The 16,823-nt window shown below is 72.4% G+C and carries 12 protein-coding genes; 4 read left to right on the top strand and 8 right to left on the bottom strand.

Features of this window, described 5'->3' with window-relative positions:
* Positions 1–70: 70 nt before the first annotated feature.
* Together ACPPVX_RS11620 and ACPPVX_RS11625 are read right to left on the bottom strand one after the other, a co-directional pair.
* Positions 71–2,794, bottom strand: coding sequence for a DUF7507 domain-containing protein (locus ACPPVX_RS11620; RefSeq protein WP_426570719.1), 2,724 nt, complete (start codon positions 2,792–2,794; stop codon positions 71–73).
* A 226-nt stretch (positions 2,795–3,020) separates the two neighbouring features.
* Positions 3,021–3,899, bottom strand: coding sequence for a cation diffusion facilitator family transporter (locus tag ACPPVX_RS11625; RefSeq protein ID WP_426575029.1), 879 nt, complete (start codon positions 3,897–3,899; stop codon positions 3,021–3,023).
* A 313-nt stretch (positions 3,900–4,212) separates the two neighbouring features.
* On the opposite strand from ACPPVX_RS11625, the gene ACPPVX_RS11630 reads away from it, so the two are divergent.
* Genes ACPPVX_RS11630 through ACPPVX_RS11640 form a run of 3 tightly spaced genes read left to right on the top strand, consistent with a single transcriptional unit; the run spans position 4,213 to position 6,772 of the window.
* Complete coding sequence (locus ACPPVX_RS11630; RefSeq protein WP_426570720.1) at positions 4,213–4,911, top strand: SDR family NAD(P)-dependent oxidoreductase; 699 nt, start codon at positions 4,213–4,215, stop codon at positions 4,909–4,911.
* Entirely contained in the window at positions 4,908–6,083 is a 1,176-nt protein-coding gene (locus tag ACPPVX_RS11635; protein WP_426570721.1) for an S-adenosylmethionine:tRNA ribosyltransferase-isomerase, read from the top strand. The genes ACPPVX_RS11630 and ACPPVX_RS11635 overlap by 4 nt, the downstream gene beginning before the upstream one ends.
* The gene (locus tag ACPPVX_RS11640; RefSeq protein WP_426570722.1) at positions 6,080–6,772 is read left to right on the top strand and encodes a helix-turn-helix transcriptional regulator; all 693 of its coding nucleotides are present in this window, start codon (positions 6,080–6,082) and stop codon (positions 6,770–6,772) included. Before ACPPVX_RS11635 ends, ACPPVX_RS11640 begins: the two co-directional genes overlap by 4 nt.
* Positions 6,773–6,791: 19 nt before the next feature.
* Here ACPPVX_RS11640 and ACPPVX_RS11645 read toward each other — a convergent pair whose 3' ends face one another.
* Positions 6,792–7,610 (bottom strand): GNAT family N-acetyltransferase, encoded by an 819-nt coding sequence (locus tag ACPPVX_RS11645; RefSeq protein WP_426570723.1) that lies wholly within the window; start codon positions 7,608–7,610, stop codon positions 6,792–6,794.
* 356 nt (positions 7,611–7,966) lie between these two features.
* Here ACPPVX_RS11645 and ACPPVX_RS11650 point away from each other — a divergent pair, with 356 nt between their 5' ends.
* Positions 7,967–8,788, top strand: a complete 822-nt coding sequence (locus ACPPVX_RS11650) for an inositol monophosphatase family protein (RefSeq protein ID WP_426570724.1) — start codon at positions 7,967–7,969, stop codon at positions 8,786–8,788.
* Positions 8,789–8,845: 57 nt separating this feature from the next.
* Here ACPPVX_RS11650 and ACPPVX_RS11655 read toward each other — a convergent pair whose 3' ends face one another.
* The 5 genes from ACPPVX_RS11655 to ACPPVX_RS11675 form a co-directional block, all read right to left on the bottom strand.
* On the bottom strand, positions 8,846–11,008 hold the full coding sequence (locus ACPPVX_RS11655; protein ID WP_426570725.1) for a hypothetical protein: 2,163 nt from the start codon (positions 11,006–11,008) through the stop codon (positions 8,846–8,848).
* Between the two features lie 175 nt (positions 11,009–11,183).
* Positions 11,184–12,806, bottom strand: coding sequence for an MFS transporter (locus ACPPVX_RS11660; protein ID WP_426570726.1), 1,623 nt, complete (start codon positions 12,804–12,806; stop codon positions 11,184–11,186).
* Complete coding sequence (locus ACPPVX_RS11665) at positions 12,796–13,476, bottom strand: TetR/AcrR family transcriptional regulator (protein ID WP_426570727.1); 681 nt, start codon at positions 13,474–13,476, stop codon at positions 12,796–12,798. The genes ACPPVX_RS11660 and ACPPVX_RS11665 overlap by 11 nt, the downstream gene beginning before the upstream one ends.
* A gap of 61 nt (positions 13,477–13,537) precedes the next feature.
* Positions 13,538–14,563, bottom strand: a complete 1,026-nt coding sequence (locus ACPPVX_RS11670) for a S1C family serine protease (protein WP_426570728.1) — start codon at positions 14,561–14,563, stop codon at positions 13,538–13,540.
* Between the two features lie 238 nt (positions 14,564–14,801).
* A complete protein-coding gene (locus tag ACPPVX_RS11675) occupies positions 14,802–16,787 on the bottom strand; it encodes a DUF7507 domain-containing protein (RefSeq protein WP_426575030.1) in 1,986 nt (661 codons plus the stop codon).
* Positions 16,788–16,823 lie beyond the last annotated feature (36 nt).

Here is a 16,823-nt window from a genome sequence, read left to right on the forward strand (position 1 = left end):
CCCAGAGGGTCCGACCCGGCGGGTGGGGGAGCCGGGCCGGACCCTGATCATGGCGGTCAGCGCGGCGCGCTCACCGGGCGATCCGTCGCCGGGACGCGAGCACCAGGGCCCCGCCCGCGACCGCAGTGGTGCCCAGGGCCACGAGGCCGATGATCGAGGCGCCGGTGCGGGGCAGCGGGCCCGAGCGGGCGACCACGGCCGGCGGGCTCGGCGGGGCGGGTGGCGTGGTGGCCGGCGGGCGGGTGGTCGCGGTCTCCTCGACCCACGGCGTGTGCTCGTCGTCGTGGTTGCAGCGGGCGTGGGGCGTCGCCGAGGTGCAGTCGGGATCGGGCTCGGCGCCGGCGACCGTGGCCACGTTGGGGATCTCGCCGCCCCGCTCCGGCAGGGCGGCCACCCGAACCGTGAGCTCGGCGGTGGCGGTCGCGCCCGGAGCCAGGTCACCGATGGCGCAGGTCACCGCTTGGCCGTCGGCCTGGCACCGGTCCGACGAGACGAACTGGAGGTGGCGATCGAGGGCATCGGTGATGACCACACCGGTCGCGGCGTCGGGCCCCGCGTTGGTCACGTCGAGTCGGTAGGTGTAGCGATCCCCGGCACGGTGCACGACGGCCCCGCCGTCCGTCTTGGCGATGCCCAGGTCGACCTGCGGCTGCGGCGTGTCCTCGTCGTCGTGGTTGCAGAGCGCCTCGGGCGTGGTGCCGGTGCAGTCGGGGTTGGGCTCGTTGCCATCGATCACCGCCCGGTTGGCGATCGTCCGCCCCGGTCCGGGGAGCGACACCACCTCGACGCTGATCGTGCGCGCCGCAGAGGCCCTGGCCGCGAGGTCGCCGATCGGGCAGGTGACGGCCTGACCAGCCGCCGTGCAGCCATCGGCGGAGGCGACGAAGTGGAGCATCGGGTCGAGCTGGTCGGTGATCTCCACACCCGTGGCCGGCGAAGGTCCGGCGTTGGTGGCGGTGAGGGTGTACGAGAACCGGTCCCCCACCTTGCGCACCACGGCGTCGTGGTCGGTCTTGGTGACGCCGAGGTCGGCCTCGGGCGCCGCCGAGATGGTGGCGTCGTCGCGCGCCTCCGTGATGAGCGGTCCGAAGGGATCGGCCAGCTCCCTTCCCTGGCCCGTAGCCGTGGCGGCGTTGGTGACCGACGCCCCTGGCTCGACCTCGACCTTCGTCTCGTACGTGATGACGAGGCGGTCCGAGCCGTCCGCGGCGGGAGCGATCCCCATGGTGCCCCCCGTGGTGGCGTCGGCGCCGGCGCCCAGCCGGAAGGTGAGGGTGCGGTGGACCGGATCCCAGTCGGCCTGGTCGTCACCGGTGCGGTCGGACTTGGGGCCGATCAGGGCGGCGGGGCCGCCCTCGAGCATCTGGATCGACCCGGGCACGTAGGCGAGGCCGTTGGGCAGCGGGTCGCTCACGACGGCGTGGCGGACCGGGTCGATGCCGACGTTGCGCGTCTCGAGCGTCCACGTCACCTCGTCACCGGCGTGGACCGGCCCGGTGGGTGCCACGGTCTTGTCGATCGCGATCTGGGGCTCGTAGATGTCGATCGCGCTGTGGACGACCTGGCTGAACAGGTTCTCGAGGTCGGCCGTCTGGACCCGGAAGCTCACCGAGTGGTCGTCGTTCCCGATGGTGGACCGGTCCTCCACCAGCGCGATGTCCTGGTTGAGGTTGGCGAGCAGGTTGGGGGTGGCATCGGCGTCTGATCGCCGCCGGCCGAAGGCGTTGACCGTGGAGTTGAACCAGTCGTGCTCGCCGGGAGCGAGGGGCCGGTCGATCGTGGTGAACGGCTTCCAGGTCGGTGACGACGGCGATGAGATGTCGAGCGAGTCGGGACCCGCGCCCCGGTCGCCGTCGGCCTGGACCACGCCGATGCGGGCGCTCACGGGGCCCTTCGGCGGGGGCGTGATCCCCTCGACGGTGAACGCTTGGGTGCCGCCGTCGCGCGACGGCGAGGTGAGCTGCCAGCCGTGCCACACGTTGAGGTTGCGGGCCGGCAGGGAGGCGTTGGCGTACGCCACCGTGAGCGACCACGAGCCGAAGCAGCCCCCGAACCCTCGGCACGACTGCACGTTCGCCACCGTGTAGTTCCCGTCCCCAGCGCGGCGGACGAGGTCGGTCACGTCGACGAAGGCCCCGTAGGTGCCGGTGCCGTCGGTGTCGTCCCAGTGGTCGCGGCTGGTGCCGTCGGCGGGTGCCGCGTCGAGGCCGACCGGGCCACCGCCCGGTGCGGTGATCCGCACCCGGTACCGGTCCTCCACCTGGTGTGGTGGTGCCTTGTACGCCGATCCGGCGGCGGCCGCGTTCAGGGACACGGCCGTGGCGGCGTTCCAGTGCAGCCCCGCCCAGAGGACGGTCGACCCGGCGGGCATCGTGAGGCGGGCGGTGGAGGAGTTGAACGTGCCGGGGTCGGTGTCGACATCGACGTCCTCCATGGGGAACCGGTTGTTGACCGGGAGCATCGGTCCTCCCTCGAAGTTGGTGAGAGCCGTCTGACCAGAGGTGGCCCCGTTGCACGCCGCCGCCGACTCGGTGGCGCTCCAGTTGTCGTTCGCATAGGTGGGATCGCAGGTGGTGGTGACGTTGCCGATGGTGGTGATGTCGCCTCGGGCATCGGCGGAGAAGACCGGGTCGCCGAAGGAGTGGGCGCCGGCCGCGGTTGCGGGCCGAACTGCGGCGGTGGCGAGGGTCAGGGTGAGGGTCAGGGCCAGCAGCAGGGTGGCGGTGAGCGGGCGGGCGAGCGCGGCCGGCGAGGGCAGCGTCCGGAAGCGGGACGAGGGGGAAGGCGGATGCATGGGAGCTCCTTGCATGACGGCGGTGCCGCCGAGGGGTCGAGTCGGCTGCGCTGGTTGCGCGGGCCGGCGACCGGCGAGGAGGGGAGCAGGGTGCTGCTCGCGGGGACGACCGGCGCGGGATCAGCCGGAGGTCGCCGGGGCGGTCTAGCGCGGCGGCACCCGGGTTGTCGTCAGGGGGACGGGAGGTGCGACGCGACTGGCGCAGCGCCCGAGCGGCCGTCGCCGACTACCAGGTGATCTCTTCGCAGCCGTCGTGGTCCTCGGGCTCGACCTGGAGGGTGGCGTGGCCGATGCCGTAGCTGGCGAGGAGCAGGTCGCGAGCTTGGTCGAGCACGGCGTGGGCGTCGGTGCCCTCGCTGATCATGAGGTGGGCGGACACCACCTCCATGTCGGAGGTGAGGGTCCACGCGTGGAGGTCGTGCACGTCGACCACTCCGGGCACCGCGCCCAGATCGGCCTGGATCTGGGGGATGTCGAGGTTCGGCGGCGCGGCCTGCACCAGGATCCGCACGGCCTGGCCGCCCAGCCGCCACGTCCGAGGGAGGATCCAGCACCCGATGGCCACACCGACGGCCGGGTCGACCCACGTCCAGCCGGTGGTGGCGATCACGATCGCACCGACGATGACGCCCACCGATCCCACGGTGTCGGCCAGCACCTCGAGGTACGCGCCCTCCACGTTGAGGCTCTCCTTGGCCCCCTCGCGCAGCAGGGCGAAGGCCACCAGGTTGGCGATGAGCCCGAGCGTGGCGACCACCAGCACGGGTGTGGCGTCGATCTCGACGGGGTGGCCGATGCGGCGCACGGCCTCGACCAGCACGTAGATCCCCACGCCGAACAACAGGATCGCGTTGGCCAGGGCGGCCAGGATCTCGACGCGGTACAGGCCGAACGTGTTCTGGGTGCGCTTGCTCCCGCGGCTGGCGAGCTGGATGGCCGCGAGGGCCATGCCGAGGCCCAGGACGTCGGTGAGCATGTGGCCGGCGTCGGACAGCAGGGCGAGCGAACCGGTGACGATCCCGCCGACGAGCTCCACGACCATGAGGGCGGCCAGCACGCAGAAGGCGGCGAGGAGCTTGCCCTTGTGGCGCTCGCCCGAGCGGATCGAGCCGTGCGAGTGGGCGTGACCCGTGCTCCCACCGTGGTCGTCGCTGTGACCGCCGGTCTCGCCGTGACCGCCGGTTCCTTCGTGGTCGTGGCTCGCGTGGGTGTCGCTCACGGCGGGACCGGGCCCCGGTGAGCGGCCGCTCCGAGAGGTGCACGGCGAGCCATGGGCGGACGGTACCCGACCTCGGGTCGCGGGCGTCCGGGAGTGGTTCTCGCACTCGGCCGGCAATGTCGGAGGAATAGAAACAGTATTTGCTTGTTCTTGTAGGGGTCCCGTGAGATCATGAGCGGGCCGAACCGGGAGGAACCCCATGGAACGTGTCGCTGTCGTCACCGGAGCCTCGCAGGGTCTGGGTCTGGCGCTCGCCCGATCGCTCGCCGCCGACGGGTGGTCGCTCGTGATCGACGCCCGGCGAGAGGACCTCCTCGCCCACGCCGCGTCGGACATCGCCCACGCCGGCACCGGCGGGTCGACGGTCGTCGCGGTGCCCGGCGACGTGGCCGATGCGGCCCACCGGGCCGCGCTGGCGGCCGCCGCGAAGGATCTGGGGCCGGTGCGCCTCGTCGTGAACAACGCCAGCACCCTGGGGGCGAGCCCCCTGCCCGCGCTCGTCGACCTCGACCCCGCCACCTACCTCCGCACCCTGGAGGTGAACCTCGTGGCCCCCATCGCCCTCGTGGCCGCGCTGGCCGACCAGCTCGGCGATGACGCCACGATCGTCAACGTCTCGTCCGACGCTGCGGTGGAGCCCTACGAGCACTGGGGCGGCTACGGGTCCTCGAAGGCCGCCCTCGACCACGCCAGCATGATCCTGGCGGAGGAGCACCCCTCCTGGCGGGTGCTGGCGATCGATCCTGGAGACCTCGACACCGAGCTCCACCGCGCCGCCTTCCCCGGGGAGGACCTCTCGGACCTGCCCGGGCCCGAGGCGGCCGTCCCCGGCTTCCGGTCGCTCATCGACGGCCAGCAGGGCAGCGGCCGCTACCGCGCCCAGGAGCTGGCCCGATGACCCCCGCCCCCGCCCCCGCCCCCGCCCCCGCAACCCCGACCAACATGTTGCAGCCAGAGGTCCATGGAGCACTGGCTGCAACAAGTTCGGGGAGGGGGGCAGTCGACTTCGGGCCGCGGCTGCCGTTGGGCTTCGAGCTCGACGCCGCCCACGAGGCGCACGAGCCGCCCGAGGCGCGCGGCGTGGCCCGCGACGGCGTCCGCCTGATGGTCTCGCGAGGGCTGGAGGCGCCGATCCACGCCACGTTCGGCGACCTGCCGGCGATGCTCGAGCCGGGCGACCTGATCGTCGTCAACACGTCGGGGACGGTCGCGGCGGCGATCGACGTGACCCTCGACGACGGCACCGCGTTCGTGCTGCACGTGTCGACGGAGCTGCCCGGTGGCCTCTGGATGGTGGAGCCCCGGGCGCGCCGTGCCAACGGGTCGACCCGGCCGCTGCACCTGCCGGCGCTTCCAGCGCTGGCCCGGGTCGACGGCGACCCCGAGGCCCGCTTCGAGCTCCTTCGACCCGCCCCCGGCTCCGACCGGCTGTGGCTGGCCGTGCCCGGCGAGGGCACCGATGTGGCCGCCTCCCTCCGGCGCAACGGCCGCCCGATCCGGTACTCGTACGTGCCGCAGGACTGGCCGCTCGAGGCGTACCAGACGGTGTTCGCGTCGATCCCGGGCAGCGCCGAGATGCCGAGCGCGTCGCGCCCGTTCACCGATCACGTGGTGGCCCGGCTGGTGGCGGCCGGCGTCGGGCTGGCCACGGTCACCCTCCACACCGGCGTGTCGTCGCTCGAGGGCCACGAGCTCCCGTACGCCGAGCGGTTCCAGGTGCCGGCCACCACCGCAGCGGTCGTCAACGCCGTGCACGCCTCGGGTGGCCGGGTGATCGCGGCCGGCACCACCGTGGTCCGTGCGCTCGAGACCGCGGTCGACCGGCAGGGCCTGGTGCACCCGGCGGAGGGGTGTACCGACACGGTCATCACCCCCGCTCGAGGCGTGAGCGCCGTCGACGGGCTCATCACCGGCTGGCACGAGCCGGCGGCCACTCACCTCGCCATGCTCGAGGCCGTTGCCGGCCGCGAGGCGCTGCTGCTGGCGTACCGGGAGGCGTTCGACCACGGCTACCTCTGGCACGAGTTCGGCGACAGCCACCTGCTGCTTCCCTACGCTGACCGGCCATGAGCCCGACGCGCACCTCCCGGCCGGCGGCGTCGACCCCCGGTGAGGTCACGGTGGCGCCCCCGCTCCCTGCCGGCCGCCGGGTCGTGCTCTACGGGGTCCGCCGCCTCGACGACGCCACGGTCGGCGAGGTGGCCGAGCTGCTCGACATGACCGTCAGCGGCGCCCGCCAGCACCTCGTCGCCCTCACCGAGCAGGGGCTGGTCGAGGCCACCGAGGCCCCGCGCGCTCCCGGTGGCCGAGGCCGGGCGCGCCTGACCTACCGGGTCACCGACCTGGGCGACGCCCTCTTCCCCAAGGCCTACGGCGCCCTGACCAACGAGCTGCTCGGGTACCTCGACGACGAGGACGGGTCGGTCGTCGACCGGATCTTCTCGCGCCGCCGCGACGAGCGGATCCGGCGGGGCCAGGAGCGGCTCGACGCCAAGGCCACGCTGGGCGCCAAGGTCCGCGAGGTGGCCCAGATCCTCGACGAGGACGGCTACCTCGCGACCGCCGAGCGCATCGGCACCGGCACCTACCGGGTGGTCGAGCACAACTGCGCCATCGCCGCCGTGGCCCGCCGCTACGGCCAGGCGTGCAGCAGCGAGATCGAGTTCCTCCGGGCCGTCCTCCCCGGCACCCGCATCGAGCGCGTCAAGCACATGGTGGCGGGCGACCAGCACTGCGCCTACGAGGTCCGGGCCGCCTAGGCCGTCGTGGCGGCGGGGCTCAGACGAAGCGCGTGTGGGTGGTGTAGCGGTACAGCTCCCGGTAGCCCATGCGCCGGTAGATCGGCTCGCCCATCGACGACGCCTGGAGCGTGACCAGGGCGGCGCCCAGGTCGAAGGCGCGGTTGGTGACCGTGCGGGTGACCAGTTCGGCCAGGCCCTGGCCGCGGGCGGCCTCGACGGTGCCGACGAAGTACACGCCGCCGACGCCGTGGCTGAGCACCACCTGGGCGCACGCCAGCGGGGTGGCCCCCTGGTAGGCCACGACCGTCTGGACGTGAGGGGCCAGCAGGCGGTGGGGCGCACGGATCATGGCGGCGATGACCCCGGCTGGCATGCCGAGCGACTGGTACGCAGCGTCGTTGACGGCCACGAAGTCGGCGACGCCCTGGGCATCGTCGATCACGCGGAGCTCCACGCCGTCGGGTGCGGTGCCGTCGGGGAGGCGGGCGTCGCAGACCATCGCCGGCGAGTCCATGACCCGCAGCAGGCCCCGCGCTTCGGCCGCCGCCACCAGGTCCGGCTCGCCGCTCCCGTCGGAGCTGGTGGTGGTGATCGAGTAGCCGCGGCCGCGCTCGCCGAACCACGCGTCGGCGAGGTCGAGGACGGCGTCGGCGTCGGCGGCCGGGTCCAGCCGGATGGCCACGTTGCTCGAGACCGGGAAGTCCGACCCGGCGGCGAGCAGCAGGGCACCGTCGCGCTCGATGAGCTCGCCCTCGGCCCCCGACCAGCGGGCCAGCTCCCGGGCGGACTCGGTGTAGTTGGCGTCGCACAGGGCGGCGACGGCGGGTGCATCCAGGGATCGTGGAGGGATGGTCACGCTCGGCTCCTCGGGGTGGGTCGGACCGCGATCATCGTCGGCGCGGGCCCGAGCCGCCGTCCGACTTCCGGTAGCTCCCGCAGGTGAGCGCGGGCCAGCAGCCGGGCCTCCCGCTGGACCGGCTGCTGGACACCCGCCGTGTGGGGGGATCTGGAGCGCACACCCCGCCTTCACCGAGGGGGGTGACGGCGGGTGCCGAGCGGGTCGAGCGGGGTGTGCGCTTGCTGGGTCTCAACGTACGGATCGCCCGGGGATCGGGGGAGAGTAGTGACTACTCAGATCGGTGGGTTCCCTGGTCAGGACCCATGGATCGGTGCGTGGGCCGGCCTCGGCGCCCAGCCGGTCAAGATGGCGGGGTGGCCCAGGATCCGCACGTCGACGAGGTGGCCGATGCGATCCGAGAGGTCGCCGCTCGCGTGATCATGCCGAGGTTCCGCTCCCTGGCCGACGGTGAGGTCGATGAGAAGGGCCCTGGCGACCTGGTCACCATCGCCGATGCTGAGGCCGAGGTGGAGCTGACGCGGTTCCTCGAAGGGTTGGCGCCGGGCGTCGCCGTCGTGGGCGAGGAAGCGGTGGCGGCCGACCCCGGGGTCCTCGATCGCGGTCGGGCATCGGAGCGGGTGTGGGTGATCGATCCGATCGACGGCACCCGGAACTTCGTCGCCGGCACCGAGGACTTCGCGGTGATGGTGGCCCTGCTCGAGGACGGCGCCCCGACCGCGTCGTGGATCTACCACCCGGTCTCCGGGCGGATGTTCACTGCGGTGCGCGGGGGAGGTGCCCAGATCGACGGCGTCGCGCTGGTCCGCCGGCCGGCCCCCGTCGATGTGGCCGACCTGCACGGTGTGGTGGTGGCGCGGCTGCTCGAGCCCGAGGTGAGCGCCCGGGTGGCCGAGCGGGCGGCGGCGGTGGGTCGGCTGAGCCCCAACCGCAACGCGGCCGGGGTGCTGTACCCCGCGATCGCCGAGGGCGAGCTCGACTTCGTCCTCTACTGGCGCACCCTCGTCTGGGACCACGCCGCCGGCTCGCTGCTGGTGGAGGAGGCCGGCGGGCGCGTCGCCCGCCTCGATGGCGCCGACTACGAGCCTTGGGTCGACCGGCTCGGCCTGCTCCTCGCCGCCGATCCCGCCACCCACGCCCGGGTCCTCGCCCTCCTCGCCCCCGACGGCCACCTCTGATCGGTCGCCTCGCGGGCGCGCGGCGGGACCCGGTGGGGTGCGATCGAAGCGTCGCCGTCAGGGGCCGAAGCCGTTGAGGATGTCGACGGCTTCGAGCTCTCCGCCGAGGCCGGCGAAGTCGACGGCGATGAAGTTCGGCTCCTGCCCGCGCTCCTTGGCGCACCGGCGGGCCCGCTCGACGATGGCATCGGTCTGGTTGACCGCGAGGGCGGCGGCGCGATCAGGTGCCGGACCGGAGACCCAGTGGTTCACGAGGAACAGCGCGCTGTCGTCGGGTCCCCGGTTGGTAGCACAGGTCATGGGGGCTCCGCGCGGGAACCCGAAGGGGGTGTCGCTGATCTGGTCGAACGCGGCCTGGTACCAGGAGGGCGGCGATCCGCTGTTCTCGGCGAAGACGACGAGCCGGCGGTCCTGGTCGATGAGCGCTCCGAGCGTCGGCCACGGCTCCCCTCGCCGGTGGGGGTAGGCGTACCCGGCGAGCCCCGCGTCGGTGAAGGCGTGGACGACGTCAGCCCGTGGCACCTCGTCTTGCACGATCAGGGTGACGACCTCGTCGGGGTTGCGGTCGAGGAAGGTGCGGATCGGCGCGAGGCCGTCGCCGACGGGGATGCCTCCGAGCGCGCACAGCACGTGGCAGAGGAACACGCCCTTCCGGGGTCGGAACCGCTCGGCATCGAGCGACGCGATGCTCCTCGCGGCCGCGGGGGAGACGCCAGGCACGACGCGCGAGATGTCCGCGGGGGTGGTGCGGGGCCAGTGGTGGACATCGAGGAGCAGGGTGCGGATCCCGAGGTCGAGCTGCTCGCCGATGGTCAGGTCCTGCTCCGGCCAGATCTGCACGGCGTCGGGGCTCGACATGGCGTTGTGCGTGGCCGCCTGGACGACGGTGTCGTACGGTCGATCGCACAGCTCGGCGTGGCCGTTGCACGCCCGCTCGGACCTCGGGCCCGGTGCGGCGACGAGGACCGCGAGGACGATCGCCCCGGAAGCGGCCACCGCCACCGCCCCGATCCGAACGGCCCCGGACCGAGCGAGACGGGTCGCGACCAGCGCGACCAGGATCGCTCCGCCCGCAACGAGCGGGAGCACCGAGATGCGCCAGACCGCGTGCTGCAGCTGGTCGGCCAGGGTGCCTTCGACGTCTCGAACCACCAGTCGGAGACCGGTCGGGAGGTTCCACCCGCCGGGCCCGGCGGTGGTCGCGGGGCTGAGGGGTGGGTCGATGCCGTGGCGGCCCAGCAGCCAGAGCCCGTTGATCGCGACGCCCGCGGCGAGGAGCGCGACGGCGACGGCTGTGGCGCGCGCCCGTCGCCCCCGATGGACCGCGAACAGCATCGCGATGCCGGCCAGCACCAGCACGACGCCGGCGCCGGCGGCCGGGAGGCCGAACCACGACGCGGCTCGACGGGGCACGGCGAGGCTCGCGGTCACCTGCGCCGAGGAGGTGCGCGCGTGCTCGGCGAGCGCACCGGCAACGTCGAAGTCGCGTCCGTGGCCGAGGTCGTCCGACAGGTGGGTGGCGGACGTGCTGGCGGCCGCCTCCACCTGGGGCTTCATCGCGGCGATGAGCGCCTCGAGCGGGTTCGACGCGCCCACCGCAGCCTGGATCAAGACGGTGTCGGCGCGGCTGAGGTCTGGTCCGGCCGCGTCGTCGAGCACGGCCACGACGTCCTCGACCGAGAGCGTGGCGGCGGGCAGCGGCACGACGTCGGGGATCCGGCCGGCGGCCAACTCGGCCTCGACCTGGCGCACAGAGGCTCGATAGGCGGCGACCGTGGCCACCGTCTCCGGGCGCGCCGAGGAAAGGGCCGAGTCGGCGAACGTCACGGCCGCTGCTCGGACGTTCGTGAGGAGGCTGCTCACGTCGACCGCGCTGAGCCGGTCGGTGTCGCCGCGCACGTAGGCCAGGACGGCCGCAAGGAGCCTCTCCACGCCTTGGCGCAGCTGCGACGGGGGGAGCACCAGGTGCAGCGCGTTGGTGGTGAAGACGCGCGCGTCCGCGGGATCGACCCCGTCGAGGCGGAGGTCGCCCACCAGCCCCTCGGTGAGCGCGGTGAGCTCCGGGTCGGTGAGCACCTGGCTGTACACGCGCTCGTACACGCGATCGTGACGGAGGGCGCGGCTGTAGAAGCCCTCCTGGACGACCTGCTGACGCACGATGACGATCCCGGACAGGAGGATGAAGCCCGACGTGATGGCCACGATCGCCACCGCGGTCACGCCCCAGCTCCGGGCCCGGGTGCGCATCACCTCACCGCCACTCCGTCGCTCCGGGTGGGCAGCCCACCGAACCCCACGCGGGCTCCGTCAGCGGGGTGGCGGACCCGTCGCAGGGGGACGGCGAGGGATCGGGGAGCGCTGGTTGCCTGACGGTGATCGACGCCATCTGGTGCTCTCAGTCGTGAGGATCGGGGATCTCGTGCGGTCGGTAGTTGGGGAGCCGGCGGGCCGGGAAGATCGCCAGGGCGCTCACCCCGGCCAGGATCAGGAGCCCCAGCTTGAGCGCATCGAGCCGAGCCTTCACGTTGACGGCGACGGCGGCGTTGATCTGCGCGTTCGAGGCGTCGGTCCGGTGGAGGATCTCGCGGAGCTGGTCGTTGCTGATGAAGTTGACGTTGTCGAGGCCGACCTGATCGGCCAGGCGGGGGGTGAGCTCGACGTTGTTGAGCAGGGCCTGGCCGACGTTGAAGCTGAGGAGGGTGACGAGCAGCGCGCCGGCGACGGCGGTGCCCACCGCCGAGGCCAGGTTCTGGGTGGTGCCGCGGACGGACCCGACGTCGCCGGCGAGCTCCTTGGGCGATGAGGTCACGAGCACGTTGAACACCAGCGTCACCAGGGCGCCCTGGCCGAGGCCGAACACGAACAGGCCGAGGATGGTGGGGAGGGTCTCCCAGTTGTTGGTGACCACGAACGCCAGCCAGGCGAGCGCGCTCGTGGTGAGGATGAACCCGACCACCCCGATCGTCCGGGGCGGGTACCGCTTGTAGAGGCGCACGATGAGCGTGGCCGTGATGAAGACCGTCAAGTTGAACGGCATCATCGCCAGCGAGGTGTCGAACGGCGATCGGCCCTGGACGATCTGGATGTAGAGGGGGACCGTGAAGTTCAGGGCCGCCTCGAGCAGCACGACGATGAACATCGCGTAGACCGCCGCTCGCTCCCTCGACGAGCCGAAGATCGACAGGCTGACCAACGGCACCTGGCCGGCCTTCGTGCGACGGCTCGTCCAGAAGAAGAACGCCTGGCCGAGGAGGATCCCGCCGAGGATGAACAGCGGCGCGGGCGAGAGGCCGAGCACGTCGAACGGCGCGTTGGCCGTGGCTTCGACGATGCCCCAGCCGTTGAGGTTGTTGAAGCCCAGCGTGAGCAGGACGATCCCGGCGCCGATGAACAGTGCGCCGATGACATCGATCTTGACCCCGGGGTCGCCGCGGTCGGAGCGGAGCCGGAAGCTCAGGGCGAACACCGCCACCGCGAGGCCGAGGACGATTCCGAACACCGGCCGCCACCCCACCAGGGAGCCGAGCGCTCCACCGATGAAGAACGCGCTGACCCCCGAAAGGGCCCGGGCCGATCCGAGCGAGCCGATCGCCGTGGCCTGCTGGGCGCCTCGGTAGTTCTCGGCGATGAGGGCGACGAGGGAGGGCACGATGATGGCGGCCGAGGCCCCGGCGATGGCCTGGGCGGCGATCACCCAGCTGACCGTGGGCGCCAGGATCATCATGGTGGCCGAGCAGGCGAACATGGCGACGACGACCCGGAAGACGAGGATCCACCCGAACCGCTGGCCCAGCTTGGCGCCGACCATCACCAAGGCGGCGACCGCGAGCCCGTACGTGACGATGGCGGTGCTGACCTCGGTGGGGGCCACGCCGAAGTCGTCGACCATGCCGCCGAGCGAGACGGGCAGGGCGGCGACGTTGAACGACATCAGCACCTGGGCGAGGAACAACCCGATCATCGGGACCCACGAGGTGGGGACCTCGGTGGTGTCGGGCGACGCCAGCTCAGTCGTCATGGTGGTTCCTCCTGCTCGGCGCGAGCCGGCGGTGGCGCTCCGGCGTCGGGTCGGCGAACGCAGCCTCGCACCGCTGCTCGACGAACGAGATGAGCGACTCCAGGACCGCCCGGTCCCGGCCGGGATCGGGCCGCGCCAGGCCGGCCAGTGCCCGTCCCTGCATGGCGTTCAGGACGATCCGGCTCATGTCGACGTAGTCGTTGCGCCGCAGCTGGAAGGCCGGGGGAAGGAGCAGGGCCACGCGGTCCCCGCCCACGGCGTTCTCGGCTCGGATCGCCGGCTCCAGCGCGGCACGCAGACCGGCGTCGGACCGGCACCGCGCCCGGACCTCGATCACGGCCAGCGCCCGCTCGTCGGTGCACGACCCCCAGAGGCACTCGAGCGCGATGCGCACGAGCGCGCCGGTCGTGTCCGGGTGCTCGGCCGCGATCCGACGGGAGAACTCCGCCTCGTGCTCGGTGCGGCACGAGCGCAGCGCCTGCTCGACGGTGGCGACCAACAGCTCCTGCTTGGTGGCGAAGTGGCGGAACACCGTGCCCTGGGCCACCCCGGCGCGCGTGGCCACCGCCGTCGTGGTGAAGCCGTCCAGGCCCACCTCGACGAGGAGGGCCACCCCGGCCTCGAGCAGCCGGGATCTCGTGCTGTGGATGCGTTCGGCTTGGCTCGGCACCGGCCCACCCTAGGTTAATGAGTGACCAGTCAGTCGATGGAGGCCGCCATGCCCCGGCGGGCTACGAGCCGGACGGCTGGCGTCCGAGCGTGATCTCGCCGTCGTGCTCGGTGCCGCCTCGGAGGTAGGTGACCTTCACGGTGTCGCCCGGCCGGCGCGTGAGCGTGAGGGCCTGGAGCTGCTCGGTGTTCGTGATCCGCGTGCCGTCGAGCTCGGTGATGATGTCCTGCTCGGCCAGGCCCGCGGCGGCCGCCGGCCCGCGGGGGACGACGCCGATGACGAACAACCCCGCCGGGCTCGACTCCGCGCCGGTCACTGCGGAGGTCGGTACCACCTGGATGCCGAAGGACGAGTGGGTCACCGAGCCGTGCTCGATCAGCTCGTCGCTGATCGTGCGGGCGAAGTCCGAGGGGATGGCGAAGCCGATGCCGATGCTGCCGCTGGTGGACCCGCCGTCGGGGTTCGGGACGGTGGCTCCCGCGGTCGGCACTCCGACGAGCTTGCCGTCGCAATCGACGAGGGCCCCGCCGCTGTTGCCCGGGTTGATGGCGGCGTCGGTCTGGATGGCGGACACCAGCAGGGCGGTGCGACCCTCGTCGGCCGGGACGGTGACGCTCCGCCCCAGCGCGCTGACCACCCCCGTGGTGACCGAGCTCGAGAGGCCCAGGGGCGCACCGAGCGCGACAACGGGCTGCCCGGCGTCCAGCTTCGAGGACTCGCCCCACGGCAGCACGTCGGCGCCGTCGTGGGGCGCCGTCTTCAGCACCGCAAGATCGGTCGCCACATCCCGCCCGACGAGGCTGGCCTGCTGCGAGGCGCCGTCGCTGAACACCACGGTGATCGTGCCTCCGTTCGCCGCGGCGGCGATCACGTGGTTGTTGGTGAGGATGTGGCCGTCGGGACGGATGACCTCGCCCGAGCCTGAGCCCGTGCCCGAGGCGCCGCGGACCTGGATCGTCACGACCGAGGGCAGGCGGCGCGACGCGACGGATCGAGCATCACAGGCGACCGACGTGACGTCGGGGCGTCCGGTGACGATGGCGCCCACGACGAAGCCCAGCGCGGCCGTCACGAGCAGGACGGCCACCCCGACTGCGATCCAGACCCATCGCCGGCGCCGCCGGACGGGTGGTGCCGGATCGCTTGCCGTTGGCTCTGGCTCAGGCACCGAAACCGCTCCCGACTCGTACGTCCGCCTGGTCAGCGGCGATCGACCTCGCTCAGAGGAGTCTGCCCGAACCAGCCGACCTGGCGCGATCCGGATCCCGAGTTGGGCCGGTGCCGGCGGCTGGAGGTCGGTCTCCAGCCGCCGGGAACGAGCGAGATCAACCGGTGAACGGGGAATCCATGAGCGACCGACGGCGGCGAGCCACCAGGACGAAGCCGATGCCGCTGGCGATGAGCGCCAGCGCCGTCCAGCCGTAGCCGCGGAGCTCGAGGCCGGTCCGTGCGAGGGCCGTCTGGGGCGAGGGTGGGGCGTCCGGCGCGACCGTGGTGGGCGGGACGGGCTGGGATGGACCGGTCGCCGGCGGGACGGTGGTGGGCGGGACCGTGGTGGTCGAGACGATCGAGGTCGTCGTCCCGAGCACTGCGGTCGACGGCACCGTGACACCGTCGACATCACGCACAGGCGGACTATCGGGGGGCGTTCCGACGGCGGTGGCAGCGTTCACGACCTCGCCAGCTTCGAGGTCGGCGTCTGTGGTCACGTACGTGGCCGTGCACTGCACGGAGGCACCCGGCGCCAGGCTGATCGGGACCGTTGGCTCACAGGACAGGGCCGACAGCCCGGGCAGGGCGTCGTCCACCTGGACATCGTCGAGCGTGACGTTGCCGGTGTTGGTGGCGACCAGCGCATAGGTGATCGCCTGGCCGGCCGCATCGAACGTCGACCGGTCCGCCGTCTTCACGAGGTCGATCCCCGGCGTTGCACCTGGACCACTCACGGTCCTGGTGTCCGAGGTCGTCACTGGCGGACCAACGGGTGGCGTGCCCGTCGCGTTGGCGACGTTGACGATCTTCCCGCCGTCGACATCGGCCTGCGTCGTCACGTAGGTGGCCGTGCAGGTGAGCTTCTGTCCGGGAGCCAGCGTCGCCGGCTCGTGGGGGTTGCACGACAGGGCCGAGAGCCCGGGCAGGGCATCGGAGACCGCGGTGTCGGTCAGGGTCACGTTGCCCGTGTTCGTCGCCTCGAACCCGTACGTCAACGTCTCACCCGGTGCGGTGAACGATGCCTTGTCGACGGTCTTCACCAGATCGATGCCCGGCGCGGGAGCCGAGACCGTCACGGTGTCGGTGTCGGAGATCGGCAGCCCCACCGGCGGTGACGAGGTGGGATCGAGGTAGCGGCCGGTGGCAGTGGCCGTGTTCTCGACCCTTCCGGCGTCGACATCTGCTCGGGTGACCACGTAGGTCGCCGTGCACGTGAGCACCTGGCCTGGGGCCAGGCTGACCGGTGGCGCCTGATCGCACGACAGCGCCGACAGGCCTGGCAGGGGATCGGTGATCGACGTCAGCCGCAGGGTCAGGTTCCCGGTGTTGGTGGCCACGAACGTGTAGCTGATCGTGTCGCCCACGCCCGCGAACGCCGCCTTGTCTGCCGTCTTCACCAGATCGATCCCAGGCTCGCGGCCAGCGGCAAGGACGACGACCTCATCGTCGCCCGACACCGTCGAGAACACCGGCGGATTCGTGCCGCTGACGGCGAACCGGCCCGTGGCGGTGGCGCTGGTGTAGATGTGCCCGAAGTCGAAGTCCTGCTGCGTCGTCACATAGGTCGCCGTGCAGGTGAGCATCCCGCCCGGCGCCAGATCGGCGGGCAGGGGCTGATCGCACGACAGCGGCGAGGCCCCCGCCAAGCGGTCCAAGATCGTGGTTCCGTACAGCGGGATGTTCCCGCTGTTCGTCACCTTGAGCGTGAACGTCAGCGTCTCACCGGCGGAGAACGATGGCTTGTCGACGGTCTTCACCAGATCGATCGCCGGAGCATCGGCCGGAGCGGCCGTGGCGGGCCCCGATGCCGGTGCCGCGGTCCCGAGACCGACGATGAGAGCGACGACCAGGGCACCCCAGAGGCGAACGCTCCGGGGGCGACCGGCACTGCGGCTCGCCGAGCTACCTGGCTGGCTTCGTGCTGGCTTCCGCCGATTCATGGTGAACATCTGGTGCCTGGGCTTTCGGTCGTCGAACGGTGATGCCTGGCACTCGCCCAGTTCCCTGGGGCATCGGCGCCGAGCGCGCCCTCTCCGGGCGCACAGCCATGTCTCAACTCGTCCCGATCCGATCCATGACGCCGATGTGACGAGCGTCATGCAAGAGATCCGAGGGGCCCAGCGTCCGCTGGCTGC

It is taken from the genome of Aquihabitans sp. McL0605 (assembly GCF_049993875.1).
Taxonomy (GTDB): Bacteria; Actinomycetota; Acidimicrobiia; order Acidimicrobiales; family Iamiaceae; genus Aquihabitans.

Excerpts from the sequence above, each read along its gene's own strand:
- ACPPVX_RS11640 (WP_426570722.1), top strand. The coding sequence starts at position 6,080 with ATGAGCCCGACGCGCACCTCCCGGCCGGCGGCGTCGACCCCCGGTGAG.
- ACPPVX_RS11620 (WP_426570719.1), bottom strand. The coding sequence starts at position 2,794 with ATGCATCCGCCTTCCCCCTCGTCCCGCTTCCGGACGCTGCCCTCGCCG.
- ACPPVX_RS11660 (WP_426570726.1), bottom strand. The coding sequence starts at position 12,806 with ATGACGACTGAGCTGGCGTCGCCCGACACCACCGAGGTCCCCACCTCG.
- ACPPVX_RS11675 (WP_426575030.1), bottom strand. The coding sequence starts at position 16,787 with ATGACGCTCGTCACATCGGCGTCATGGATCGGATCGGGACGAGTTGAG.
- ACPPVX_RS11635 (WP_426570721.1), top strand. The coding sequence starts at position 4,908 with ATGACCCCCGCCCCCGCCCCCGCCCCCGCCCCCGCAACCCCGACCAAC.
- ACPPVX_RS11630 (WP_426570720.1), top strand. The coding sequence starts at position 4,213 with ATGGAACGTGTCGCTGTCGTCACCGGAGCCTCGCAGGGTCTGGGTCTG.